The sequence below is a fragment of the Nocardia sp. NPDC058058 genome, from assembly GCF_042885355.1.
Classification (GTDB): domain Bacteria; phylum Actinomycetota; class Actinomycetes; order Mycobacteriales; family Mycobacteriaceae; genus Nocardia.
Genome location: NZ_JBHVSA010000007.1, coordinates 120,152 through 132,533, shown reverse-complemented (window position 1 = coordinate 132,533; position 12,382 = coordinate 120,152). Strand labels below are relative to the sequence as shown.

Annotated in this window: 13 protein-coding genes; 8 read left to right on the top strand and 5 right to left on the bottom strand. The window is 67.1% G+C overall.

Annotation, left to right across the window (positions count from 1 at the left end):
- Positions 1–13: 13 nt before the first annotated feature.
- Complete coding sequence (locus tag ACFVUS_RS43150; RefSeq protein WP_387781119.1) at positions 14–1,447, bottom strand: ABC1 kinase family protein; 1,434 nt, start codon at positions 1,445–1,447, stop codon at positions 14–16.
- 137 nt (positions 1,448–1,584) lie between these two features.
- Positions 1,585–2,316, bottom strand: coding sequence for a TetR/AcrR family transcriptional regulator (locus tag ACFVUS_RS43145; protein WP_387781393.1), 732 nt, complete (start codon positions 2,314–2,316; stop codon positions 1,585–1,587).
- Between the two features lie 129 nt (positions 2,317–2,445).
- On the opposite strand from ACFVUS_RS43145, the gene ACFVUS_RS43140 reads away from it, so the two are divergent.
- The 6 genes from ACFVUS_RS43140 to ACFVUS_RS43115 all read left to right on the top strand — a co-directional run bounded on the left by ACFVUS_RS43140 (position 2,446) and on the right by ACFVUS_RS43115 (position 7,884).
- Complete coding sequence (locus ACFVUS_RS43140; RefSeq protein WP_387781116.1) at positions 2,446–3,792, top strand: DUF445 domain-containing protein; 1,347 nt, start codon at positions 2,446–2,448, stop codon at positions 3,790–3,792.
- Between the two features lie 102 nt (positions 3,793–3,894).
- A complete protein-coding gene (locus tag ACFVUS_RS43135) occupies positions 3,895–4,449 on the top strand; it encodes a helix-turn-helix domain-containing protein (protein ID WP_387781113.1) in 555 nt (184 codons plus the stop codon).
- Positions 4,446–5,114, top strand: coding sequence for a heparin-binding hemagglutinin (locus ACFVUS_RS43130; RefSeq protein ID WP_387781110.1), 669 nt, complete (start codon positions 4,446–4,448; stop codon positions 5,112–5,114). Before ACFVUS_RS43135 ends, ACFVUS_RS43130 begins: the two co-directional genes overlap by 4 nt.
- 104 nt (positions 5,115–5,218) lie before the next feature.
- On the top strand, positions 5,219–5,515 hold the full coding sequence (locus ACFVUS_RS43125) for a DUF2516 family protein (protein ID WP_364649252.1): 297 nt from the start codon (positions 5,219–5,221) through the stop codon (positions 5,513–5,515).
- Positions 5,516–5,660: 145 nt separating this feature from the next.
- The gene (locus ACFVUS_RS43120; RefSeq protein WP_387781107.1) at positions 5,661–6,641 is read left to right on the top strand and encodes an alpha/beta hydrolase; all 981 of its coding nucleotides are present in this window, start codon (positions 5,661–5,663) and stop codon (positions 6,639–6,641) included.
- Positions 6,642–6,885: 244 nt separating this feature from the next.
- Positions 6,886–7,884: an alpha/beta fold hydrolase gene (locus tag ACFVUS_RS43115; RefSeq protein WP_387781104.1), complete on the top strand. Its 999-nt coding sequence runs from the start codon at positions 6,886–6,888 to the stop codon at positions 7,882–7,884.
- An 81-nt stretch (positions 7,885–7,965) separates the two neighbouring features.
- On the opposite strand, the gene purU is transcribed toward ACFVUS_RS43115, so the two are convergent.
- Both purU and ACFVUS_RS43105 read right to left on the bottom strand, forming a co-directional pair.
- Entirely contained in the window at positions 7,966–8,856 is an 891-nt protein-coding gene (gene purU, locus ACFVUS_RS43110; RefSeq protein ID WP_387781101.1) for a formyltetrahydrofolate deformylase, read from the bottom strand.
- Between the two features lie 26 nt (positions 8,857–8,882).
- Positions 8,883–9,437: a GNAT family N-acetyltransferase gene (locus ACFVUS_RS43105; protein ID WP_387781098.1), complete on the bottom strand. Its 555-nt coding sequence runs from the start codon at positions 9,435–9,437 to the stop codon at positions 8,883–8,885.
- A gap of 72 nt (positions 9,438–9,509) precedes the next feature.
- Between ACFVUS_RS43105 and deoC the strand changes: the two genes are divergently transcribed.
- A complete protein-coding gene (deoC, locus tag ACFVUS_RS43100; protein ID WP_387781095.1) occupies positions 9,510–10,169 on the top strand; it encodes a deoxyribose-phosphate aldolase in 660 nt (219 codons plus the stop codon).
- A 94-nt stretch (positions 10,170–10,263) separates the two neighbouring features.
- Here the strand turns inward: deoC and ACFVUS_RS43095 are convergent, their stop codons facing one another.
- A complete protein-coding gene (locus tag ACFVUS_RS43095; protein WP_387781093.1) occupies positions 10,264–11,613 on the bottom strand; it encodes an LmeA family phospholipid-binding protein in 1,350 nt (449 codons plus the stop codon).
- Positions 11,614–11,725: 112 nt separating this feature from the next.
- On the opposite strand from ACFVUS_RS43095, the gene ACFVUS_RS43090 reads away from it, so the two are divergent.
- On the top strand, positions 11,726–12,328 hold the full coding sequence (locus ACFVUS_RS43090) for a type IV toxin-antitoxin system AbiEi family antitoxin domain-containing protein (protein WP_387781090.1): 603 nt from the start codon (positions 11,726–11,728) through the stop codon (positions 12,326–12,328).
- Positions 12,329–12,382: the final 54 nt, after the last annotated feature.

Here is a 12,382-nt window from a genome sequence, read left to right as displayed (position 1 = left end):
CCGTCCGGTGGGGTTACGCCTTCGCGGGGCGTTTGCGAGTGGTCTTCTTCTTGGGTCCGGTGGTTGGCGTCGGCGCGGGCCGGGTGGCCAGCCAATCCCGGTGTGCGATACCGAGTTCGGTGACCGGCTCCTCCTTGTACAGCCACTCCCGGGAGATGCGATGCCAATTCCCGGTCGCTTCCAGCTGCCCGAGCATGCCGAAGGTAAGGAAGTCCGCGCGCCGCGAGAACAGATGCTCCGGCGGCAGATTCTGCTGCTTCATCCCGGAGAACTCGCTGGCCCGCGGGTCGACGGCGAGAATGAAAGCGCCCGAGGCGAGCTCGGGCGTAATGGTGAGATCCTCATCGACCAGCGCCCATTCGCAGGCCGCCAGCACGTATTCCAGACATTCCTCCGGGGTGATCTCATCCGGGGAATCGATGACGCCGCGCTGAATCATCAAGTCGCGCAACTCTTCCGCGTGATCCTCGGCGGCGGCGCGAATGCAGGTGGCCTCGAACTCGACGTGTTCGGGATCCATCCGGTTGTAGAGCCCGAAGTCCAGGAACGCCACCCGGCCGTCCGCGCCCAGCAGCAGATTGCCCGGATGCGGATCACCGCAGAACTCGTTGAAGGTGAACAGCGAACCCACGTAGAACCGATAGATGATCTCGCCGATGCGGTTTCGCTCCTCGGCGGGCAGCGCCCGGATCTCCTCGAAGCCGCGCCCCGGGAAGTATTCGCTCACCAGCACCCGCTGCGTGGACAGCTCCGGCATGGTGTCCGGCACCACGATGAACGGATGCCCGCGATACAGCGCCGCGATCTGCGACTGGGTATTGGCCTCGGCGACGTAGTCGAGTTCGCTCTCCAGATTCAGCCGCAACTCATCGAGCACCGCCGGGGTCACCCACGGCATGGCCGATTGCAGAATGCGTCGGAACATGGCCAGGTTCTTCAGATCCGCGCGCACCGCCGAATCGATGCCCGGATACTGCACCTTCACCGCGACCGTGCGGCCGTCATGCAGTTTCGCCCGATAGACCTGCCCGATCGAGGCCGCCGCGATGGGCTCGGGCTCGAAATCGGCGAAGACCTCCTCGAGGGTTTTGCCGAAATCCTCCTCGATGACCGCGCGCATCACCTCGAACGACACCGAGGGCGCGCTGTCGCGCAGCACCGCCAGCCGTCGTTGGAAGCGTTCGCGATGCTCGGGCGGCACCAGATCCAGATCCAGCACCGAGAGCATCTGCCCGAGTTTCATGGCGACGCCCTTCATGGTGCCCAGCACCATGACCATCTGCTCGGTGGCCCGGATCATCGACTCCTCGGCCATGCGCTCGCGCACCGCTTCCGAGCGACCCCGCATCGATCTCCGGGTCTTCTGGGCTCGTATGGCATTACCGGCGACGGCCATTCCCAGCTTGGTTCCCCGCGCAAGCCTGGATGTGGGCAGCTCTTTCGCCATCAGTGACCCTCCATTGGAACCGACACCCCCATTGGCGCCGACACTGGCGGATACCCCGATGTGCCCGCCGCGCTCAGCCTAACCACATCTCGATCGTCCAGCCCAGGCCCGATTCGGCCGGATTTGCTCCGGGCCGCTCAGGCCTTGTTCTCCGGATCGGGTAGTACATGCGGCTTGGAGTTGAAGTAATTCCGGTCGCCGCCCGCGCGCACCATGCCCTCGATGGCGCTCCACGCCATCATGGTCAGGTAGTCGAGCATCTCCTCGCTGGACATGGTGCGGTTGGTGATCCACCAGTCCGTGGCCAGCTGGACGCCGCCGACCAGAACGTAGGCCCAGAGCATCGCGCCCTCGGTCTGCACCTTGCGGTCGAAGGCCTTGTCGATGATGACCGCCGACACCACCTGCGCGAACAATTTCTCGAAATCGGCGAGGGTCGAGGTATCGGTGGACGCGCCGTTGCCCATGATGAAGCGGTAGACATCGGTATCGGCGTCGACGGTGTGCACGTACGCGGCGAGCGTATTGCGCACCAGCTGATACTCGTCCAGATCATCGCTGATGGCCTCGTAGATGCGCGGCATCAGCGTGGTCTCGATGAACCGTTCCATGGTGGCCCGGGTGAGATCCTGCTTATCGGAGAAGTACCGGTAGAGCACGGTTTTGGAGACGCCGATCTCGGCGGCGATCTCATCCATCCCGGCATCCCCGCCGCGGGCGCGAATGGCCGCGAGCGTGCCGTCCACCAGCTCTTCCCGGCGGTCGATCTTGTGTTGCTGCCAGCGCCTCTTGCGTCCGTCCTCTCGACCCGGTCGAGGGGTGGCGCCGTCGGCTCTGGTGCCGGCGTCGACGGCTCTTTGGGTGGACAGCGTGACTCCCCGTGGTTCGTGTTGTGGGCTGGGCCTATTCAGCTTAAGCCTCGCACGCGCCGGATCGCCGACGTTCGGGACCGGCCCGGTGGCCGGGAGTAATTTCTCCGAAGCAGCAGAATGGAACATATGGAGCAACCTGCCGGCACCGCCGGGGTCCTCGAATCGAGCGGGCGTGCGTCGCAGCCCGCCCCCGCACCGGGTGGCGCCTTCGCCGACCTGCTGGGTGACGAAGGCAAGGCGAAGGACTTGTGGCGGATGAAGGCCATCGCCACCGCGTTCCTCGCCGCGGCCACCGTCATCTACCTGTTCTGCCGCTGGACCGAATCACGCGGGGCGGGCGGCGACTGGGTCGGCTATGTGCGGGCCGCGTCCGAGGCGGGCATGGTCGGCGCGCTCGCCGACTGGTTCGCGGTGACGGCGCTGTTCCGTCATCCGCTCGGCCTGCCGATCCCGCACACCGCCATCATCCGCAAGAAGAAAGATCAACTCGGCGCGGGTCTCGGTGATTTCGTGCGCACCAATTTCCTCTCGCCCGATGTGGTTGTGACGAAACTCAACTCCGCGCAGATCTCGTTCCGGCTGGGTCGCTGGATGGCCGATCCGGAGCACGCAGAACGCGTCGCCGAGGAGAGCGCCACCATGCTGCGCGCGTTCATCGGCGTACTGCGTGACGAGGACGTCGAGCAGATCATCGACCAGACCATCGTCAAGCGCGTCGCGGAACCGCTGTGGGGTCCGCCGCTGGGCAAGGTGCTCAAGGAGCTCATCGCGGACAACAGACAGGGTCCGCTGCTGGATCTGCTGGCCGAGCGCGCACACCAGTGGGCGCTGGACTCGCAGGAGACCCTGGACCGCATCGTGAATCGGGACGCGCCCTCCTGGGCCCCGAAATTCGTGAATTCGATGCTGGCCGAACGCATTTACCGCGAGTTGGTGGAGTTCACCTGGAAGGTCCGCACCCAGCCCGATCATGAGATCCGGCTGGCGGCGAATCGCTTCCTGGAGGATTTCGCGAACGATCTGCAATACGACGACGTCATGATCAAGAAGGCCGAGCGGATCAAGTCCGAGCTCATGGGCCGCGCCGAGATCACCGGTCTGGCGCACGCGACCTGGCGCGCGGCCAAGCGGTTGATCCTGGAGTCCGCCGAGGACCCGAATTCGACGCTGCGCCGCAAGGTTTCGGAGAATGTGCAGAACCTGGGCCAGCGCTTGTCGTCGGATGAGGGCATGCGTGACAAGGTGGACGGGTGGCTGGAGCGTGGCGTCCGATACCTGGTCTCCAACTACGGTGATGAATTCGCCACGCTGGTCAGCGATACCGTTGCCCGGTGGGATGCCGACGAGGCCAGCCGCAAGATCGAATTGGCGGCGGGTCGCGATCTGCAATTCATCCGCATCAATGGCACGGTCGTCGGTTCCCTGGCGGGCCTTGCGATCTACGCCGTTTCAAATTTGCTGTTCAATGGCTGATCCCGGTACCGCCGGCGGTTTGCCGCAATGGTGCTAGCAGAGCGCTTGCAAGAGTTAGCACCCCCCTTTAGAATTGACCGCACAACCGCCGGAAGGTCAGTGATGACACACGATCCCGAGGTTCCCGAATCGAGCGACGGCACACAGGCGGAGACGTCCGCCGCCGACGAACGAGCGGGCCGCGTAGCCAACGCGGCGCACGACATCGGGGGCTTCATCCGCGCGCAGCGTGAGGCCGCTCAGGTCTCACTGCGCCAGCTGGCCCAACTGGCGGGGGTGAGCAATCCGTATCTCAGTCAGATCGAGCGCGGACTGCGTAACCCGTCCGCCGAGGTGCTCGCGCAGATCGCGAAGGGTCTGCGGGTGTCTTCGGAGGTCTTGTACATGCGGGCCGGGTACCTCGAACAGAGGCCGCACGGTCCGGTCCGGGACGCACTGCTCGCCGATACGGAAATCTCCGAGCGGCAGAAGCAGGTCCTCCTGGACATCTATGAATCGTTCCGCCGAGAAAATGCGCAGAACGAGGACAGAGGGGACGCGACGAACCAATTGGGGGGCGCTCCCGGGGGAATCGAGGGCGCGAATGCCCTCAGGGACAACGAGGTTCCGATCCGTACTACCGAAGTTCCGCCACGCCAGGAGAACGAAACATCATGACTGAACCCACTCGTACCGCCACCGTGACCAAGCCGATCTACGCGACGGTCGGCGCCGGCGATGCCATCTACGCCTCCGTGCTCGACACCATCGACAAGGTCCGCACCCGTGCGGCCGCCGCCGACGTGAACGGCCGCGTCGAAGAGGCCCGCGAGCGCTTCGCGAACCTGCCCGCCGATGCCAAGGGCCAGGTCGACGTGGTGCGCCAGCGCATCGCCGCCCTGCCGTCCGAGCTGCCGGAGGACCTCGCCGGACTGCGTGAGAAGGCCACCCCCGAAGAGCTGCGCAAGCTGGTCGACCAGTACTACCACCAGCTGCTCGACCTCTACGCCGACCTGGCCGCCCGCGGCGAGGAGACCGTCGAGAAGATCAAGACCAGCAACCCCGTCTTCGAGGAGCGCTTCGGTCAGGTCGAGTCGCTGTACACCGATCTGGTGAACCAGGCGCAGGACGTCATCGGCAAGGTGTCCGATCAGGTCGCCCCGCTGCTGGGTGGCGCGAAGGAAGCGGCCGCCGAGGTCGAGGAGACCGTCGAGGCCGAGGTCGTCAACGTGACCACCGAGTCCGAGCCCGCCGCCCCGGTCGCCGAGCCGGTCGCTCCCGCGAAGAAGGCCCCGGCCAAGAAGGCTCCGGCCAAGAAGGCCGCGCCCGCCGCCAAGAAGTAATCCGGCGCTGAAACAACCTGCGGCCCTCGCGCATTCATTGCGCGGGGGCCGCGGTCGTCGTGTCGGCCGCGAGTAGCGGGAATGGGCGCGAGTGCCCTCGTATGATGGGTGGGGTGATGGGTATTCCGGGGTTGATTCTGTCGGCGTTACTGCTGCTCGAGTTCGGCATGGTGGTGTTCGCCCTGGTGCACGCCCTGCGGCAGCGTTCGGACGCGTTCCCGGCGGTCGACAAGCTGACCAAGCCGGTGTGGCTGGCGATTCTGGTGGCTTCGCTGGGCGGATTGCTGCTCACCCGGAATCCGGTCAATTTCCTCAGCCTCGCGGCGGTCATCGCGACGGGCGTCTACCTGGCCGATGTGCGGCCGAAGGTGGACGAGGTGCAGCGCGGGCCGCGCTGGTAGCAAGCGCTCGCGGACATTTCTTTCGGCCGTCTTCCCTGGTCAGGGGAGGGCGGCCGATTTTTTTTATTTTTCAGTGCTTGCACTAGCTAGCACGCTCCCGCAGAGTTACTGTATCCAGGAGTAACACAAAGGAGTGTGTGTCCCCATGCGAGCAATGCTGCGAGCGCACCGGGCGAACCTGCGTACCCGGACCTACGCCAACGCGGATCTCAACCCGCCGGCCGGTCCGTACGAGACCATTCCGGTCACCACCACCGACGGCGCACGCCTGCGCGTACACGCCTACGGCCCCGCCGACGGTGATGTGCTGGTCCTGGTGCACGGCTGGACCTGCTGTCTCGAATACTGGAATCCGCAGATCAACGCCTTCGCGGGTGAATACCGCGTCATCGCCTACGACGTGCGCGGGCACGGTGAGAGCGAGCCGGGCACCGCCCCGCTCAGCACCGATCAGCTCGCCGACGATCTGCAGGCCGTGCTGGAGGCGTCCCTGAAGCCCGGTCAGCGCGCGGTGATCGTCGGCCACAGCCTCGGCGGTATGACTACGCAGGCGTGGGCCGGACGGCATCCCGAGCAGGTGCGCAAGCGCGCTGCCGCGGTGCTGCTCACCAATACCGCCGCCGGACAGCTCATCGCCGAGACCACCGTGGTGCCGCTGTTCAATCGCGGCTTCCTGAAACTGCCCTTCAAGATGGGCCTGCTGGGCCTGAGCCTGCCGATCGTGTTCCCGCCGATCGCGCCGGTGCAGTGGCTGTTCCGGCGGCAGATCATGAGCCTGGCCACGGTCGGCGATGTGGCGACCTTCGCGCAGGACATCGTGCGGTCCTGCCCGGCGCGGGTGCGCGGCCGGTTCGGCACGCTGCTCTCGCATCTGGATGTGGGGCGCGGTGCGGTGCGGCTGACCGTGCCGACCTCGCTCGTCGCGGGGTCCGCCGATGACATGACCCCGGTCGTGCATTCGGATCGGATCGCCGAAATGCTCCGGGAGGCGGGCAGTCTCGACGGCTACCTGATTCTGCCGACCGGTCATCTCGGCAATGTCGAGGCGTACCAGGAGTTCAATGCCGAACTCGCGCGAGTTGCCCGGTCCGCCTTCGGAATTCCGGCGGCGGTCGTCGGCGCTTAGGCGGCAGGGGGTGGGTTTCCCACCCCTGGGGGCACTTCATCCGGGCACAAAACCTCGGCACGATGTGTTCTAGGTAACAGCAGATTTCCGGTCCGCCGCCTCCGAAATGGCGAATGTGGTTGTGGCGGATGGGTATCCCAGGAAAGACGGGGCGCAATGCGGCAGGTTCGAAAAAACCTGCCGCTTGCTCTAGCAAGCACCACGGCTAGCGCGGTACTGTGCCCTGGAACACAAAGGAGTGCTCATGCTGGTAAAGCTTCCTGAGGCCGGTGCGGACCTGATGACCGCGCCCTTCCGCAGCTCCCTACGGTCCCGCACCTACGCGACCGAGACCTTGAATACGCCGGTTCCGGCCGAGGTCATCCCCGTCACCACCCCCGACGGCGCCCGCCTGCGCGTGCACGCCTACGGTCCGGCCGACGCCGAGGTCATCGTGCTGGCGCACGGCTGGTCCTGCGCCCTCGAGTACTGGAACCCGCAGATCAACGTGTTCGCCGGGGATTACCGCGTGATCGCCTTCGATCAGCGCGGCCACGGCGAGAGCGAGAGCGGCACACGGACTTTCGGCGCGGAACAGCTCGCCGACGATTTCGCGCAGATCCTGGACGCGGTGCTGCGTCCCGGCCAGCGCGCGACCCTGGTCGGGCACAGCATGGGGGGTATGACCATCCAGGCGTGGGCCAAGTACTACCCGGAGCAGGTCGCCCAGCGCGCCGCCGCGGTGCTGCTGGCCACCACCGCCGCGCGGCAGATTCCCAACCGCGCCACCGTGATTCCATTCCTGAACGATCTGGTGCCCGCCCCCAGCTGGGTGGCCAAGGTGATGTTCGGGACCCCGCTGCCGCTGCCCGGCGGCGCGGCGGTCAGCGCGATCGCCAAGTCCCGCTTGATGACTCCCGCGGCCACCGCCGACGAGATCGACTTCGGCCTGTCCATCGTGCGGTCCTGCCGCCCGTCGGTGCGCGCCGCCGTGGCGCGTGGCCTGCTGCATCTCGACTTGCACGGTGCGGCAGCGAATCTCACGGTGCCGACCACGGTCATCGCGGGTTCGGCGGACCGGCTGCTGCCCGAGATCCACTCCCGCGAAATCGCCGACACCCTCGCCGATGCGGGCTACCTCGACCGGTACGTCATTCTGCCCACCGGTCATCTGGTGAATATCGAAGCGCCGCAGGCGTTCAACACCGAACTACAGCGCACGATCCGGATGGGTCGTCGCGGACTGGTCGCGGTCGCGGGCTGACACAGGCTTTTTCCCGATAGCAGCAATGCCCCCTCCACAACGGCGTGGCGGGGGCATTGTGATGTCCGGGCGAAAAGCGTTTCAGGAGAACACGACTGTGCGGCGGCCGTGCACGAGCACCCGGCCCTCCAGATGCCAGCGCAGGCCGCGCGCCAGCACCACGCGTTCGATATCGCGGCCCTGGCGGACCATGTCGTGCACGGTGTCGGCGTGGTCGATGCGGGTGACGTCCTGCTCCAGGATCGGCCCGGCATCCAGTTCTGCGGTCACATAGTGGCAGGTCGCGCCGATCAGCTTGACGCCGCGCGCGAACGCCTGGTGGTACGGGCGCGCGCCGACGAAGGACGGCAGGAAGCTGTGATGGATATTGAGCGCCCTACCCGCCCAGTGCTCGCACAGTTCTGCGGGCAGCACCTGCATGAACCGGGCCAGCACCACCGCGTCCGGATCGTGCGCGTCGACCAGTTTGCGGACCTGCTCGAAGGCCGGGCCGCGCTCGGCCGGATCCTTCGGGAACGGCACGTGATGGAAGGTGATGCCGTGCGCCTCGGTGATGGCCGCCAGATCCGGATGGTTGCCGATCACGGCCTCGATGGTGGCGGGCAGTTCCCCGCTGGCCGCGCGGCCCAGCAGATCGTGCAGGCAGTGCGCGTCCTTGCTGACCAGCAGTACGGCGCGGCGGCGCGCGCCGGTGTCCAGCACATCCCATTCGGTGTCCGGGCCGAGTTCGGCGGCCACGGCCGTGAAGCGCTCGCGCAGTTCGTCCAGGTCGAACGGGACGGTGGCGGCCTTGATGGCCTGCCGGGTGAAGAACCAGCCGGTATCCAGGTCGGAGTGGTATCCGGCCTCCACGATCGAGCCGCCGAAATCGGCGATGAACGAGGTGATGCGGGCGATGATGCCGGGACGGTCCGGGCAGCCCAGGGTCAGCACGTAGCGACGGTCATCAGGGTTTGCCGGGGTGGAACTCATACCGGTAATAGTCGCAGTAAGCGCTGCTACAGCTCGTAGAAGGGGTCGGCGTAGCGGAATTCGCCCTTGATCTCCGGGTCGTAGGCGGCGAGGGCGCGGATCTGGAAATGCGAGGTCCAGTCCGGCTGGTCGGGCACGATGCCGAGCCGGACGCCCGGCACGAAGCCGAAGCGCGGGTAGTAGTCGAGGCTGCCCAGCAGACCCACCAGGGGCTCGTCCAGGGCGTCCGCCGCGCCCAGGGCGGCGTGCATGAGGGCCGAGCCGACACCGTGCGCCTGCGCGTCCGCGCGGACCCCGATCGGGCCGAGCGCGAGCACCGGGAAGGGACCGACCCCGGCCCGGGTGAGGCAGACGTGGCCGACGATGTCGTCATGGGATTCGGCCACCATGGACAGGGTCGGCATCCAGCCGGAATTGTCGCGCAGCAGCCGGACCAGGCCGACTTCGACCGGGTCGGCGGTGGGGGCGGGGGAACCCGGCGGGCGGTCGCCATTGGCGTTCGCGAACTCGCGTGCGAAGGCGCTGCGGTGCACCGCGTCGATCGCGGCGTTGTCGCCGGTTCGTTCACGACGGATCAGCACACCTACGAGTGTGGCCGACCGCGGCGGCGGCTCGCAATGAAATTCGCCACGGATATGCCAAACTCCATGCTCATGGCTGAGATTTCCCGTCGAGACGTGGCCGCGATGATCGACCACACCCTGCTCGCACCAGAAGCGACTGCTCAGGACGTCGACGCGCTGATCGATGAGGCCCGGGAGCTAGGCGTGTTGGCGATTTGCGTATCGCCGTCCATGCTGCCGGTGCGGGCGCCCGGGCTCGTTGTCGCCACCGTCGCGGGATTCCCGTCCGGCAAACATCATTCGCTGGTGAAGGGCGCGGAAGCGCGACTCGCCGTGGAACAGGGCGCGAACGAAGTCGATATGGTGATCGACGTCGGGGCGGCGCGCGCGGGGGATTACAACGCGGTGCTCGGCGACATCATCACCGTGCGCGAGGCCGTGGGGGACCGGGCCGTCCTGAAGGTGATCATCGAATCGGCGGCGCTGAGCGATGCGCAGATCGTCGAGGTGTGCCGGGCCGCGGAACAGGCCGGGGCGAATTTCGTGAAGACCTCCACCGGTTTTCATCCCGCCGGGGGTGCGAGCGCGCACGCGGTGCGGCTCATGGCCGACACCGTCGGCGGGCGACTGGGTGTGAAGGCCAGCGGCGGTATCCGCACCTCGGAGGCGGCGGCCGAGATGATCGCGGCCGGAGCCACCCGCCTGGGTCTCTCGCGTTCCCGTGAAGTCCTGCAAGGCTTTCCGGCATAGCTGTCCCCGTCATCCCGGCGCGCTTCTCGGCCGGGATCCACGGCGGTCAGTGTGGATCCCGGCCAAAAGCATGCCGGGATGACGAAGGGGGTTGTCAGCAGGTCACATTGGTGGTCTTGCCGGTGGAATCGGTTGCCTCCAAAGTGGTTTTGCCACCCTTGAGGCTGACGTGGATGCCGGTCGAGGTGACCTCGACCTTGGTGGGCTGCAAGCCCATCGGGTAGGTCTGCAGGCTCTCGGTCATGAGTTCGACGATGCCCGAGACCAAATCGGTGGGCAGACCGAAGCCCAGCAGTGAGGCGGACATGGTCTCCACCTCCACCTTGTCGCCGACGATCTTCGGCTTGACCTGGAGCTGCGCCAGACCACCGAGCACATTGAAGCTCAGCGTGCCCGCGCTCGGATCCGAGGTCGCGCCGGATACCAAGCCGCCCAGCGTTTTCACGATGCCGTCATTGCTCCAGTCGACCTCGGCCTCGGAGCTGCCGATGGTGCCGCCCGCGCGGCCCTGATCCTGCACCTCGATGTCGTGGAAGGTGGCGTGCACGACCATGCCGACCGCCGGGCCGAACTTGGTGTCGTCGCTGTCGACGGTCACCTTGCCGACCTTGTTGTCGAACATGGTGAGCAGCATGGGTTTCGCGCCGAACGACACGTCGATCTTGGAGCCCATCTGCGCCTCGAACTGCGAACTGATGCAGTTCTCGACGGTGCGGCGGGCATACGCCTCGCCGCCGGCCAGGCCGCCGACCACGATCAGCGCGGCGACCAGTCCGACGATCAGGAGCGTCCGCTTCTTGCGGCTCTTGCCCGGCGAACCGCCTTCTCCGCCAGTGTTGTTCGCGGTGGGAGGCGGCGTGCCCGGTGGCGGCGGGGTGCCGCCGACGGTGGCGGCACCGGCCGCGTAGGCGGCGGCTTCGCCCGGATCGAGTACCTGGGTGTGGTGCGAACCGGTGGACCCGAGTACCTCGGTCGGATGCGGACCGCTCTGACCGGCATCGGCCGGGTAGCCCTGAGCTGCTCGGCCCGAGATGACCTGGGTGCGCTGATCGATCACCTCGGTGGCGGGTTCGGTGGCCTGGCCCTCATGCCACCATTCGGTCGCTCCGGCAGCGGGTTCGGGCTCGCCGCCCTGCTTGTCGAAGGCCGTGGTCGGGGCATCGCCTTCCGGGGCCTGCGGTGCGTTCTTGCCGCCGATCACCTTGGTGGTGTCGTTGGTGCCGCCCGCGCCCGCCGGATAGGGCGCGCCGCCTAGGATCTCGGTCTGCGGATCGGCGCTTTCGGGCTTGTCGAGACGGGGTGCCGGAGCGCCGGAATCGGCTGCGCCGGAAGGGATCTCGTAGTTCGCCGCGCCCGGGTGTGCGGGTGAGGTGCCATTCGCGCGCGAGGTCTCGGTATCGGGTTCCGGGCGCTTCGCGTCGTCCGAGGTGGGGTTCGAACTCATGCGGCCGATTCTTCCCGAGCTTTCTGTGTGAGCTCTGTGCTTCCGATGAGGTGTCGGTGGAGTCCGAGCTGATTGTGACGTAACACACAGGAGGTCGGCGTAGCCTGAGTGCATGGCTGGGAACCCCGCAGCGGAGCCGGACCCCGAACACGGCTGGCAGGCGCTGCAAGAGCTGGCCGGTCGGCACGCCGGATACTTCACCACCCGACAGGTGCTGCAAACGGGCTGCGAGGCGCGCATACGCGACGGCCTCCGCGACGGATCGGTGCTCCGCGCGGGCGTCGGCCTGTTGCGCCTGGGCCGCTGGCCCGACGGGCCGCTCGACGAATACGCCATGTGGTCGGCGTGGTTCGACGGCGCGGCCGCCGTCTCGCACCACAGCGCCGCCGAATTGCACGGCCTGGGCCGGCTGCGCCCGCGCTTCGTGCACATGTCCGCGCGCATCGGCCGCTTCCCGCTCTCCCCGCGCCTGGTGGTGCTGCGCCGCACCTTCGCCCGCAAGGATGTGGAATCCGCGGGCACCTTCCTGGTCACCACCCCGCTGCGCACGGTCCTGGACCTGGCCGAAGCGGGTATCGGCCAGGCCGCCCTCGACGAAGTCGTCGCCGACGCCGTCGCCATCCACCGCTGCGCCCGCGCCGAAATCCGTTCCGCCAGCGACGCTCTCCCACCCGCCACCGCCGCCCGTCTGCACCGCGCCCTCATTCGCGTCTGACCCGGGCGGGGGTTTACAGAATTCGCCGGTTGTTCCGGCCGGTTCGAGTTTTGC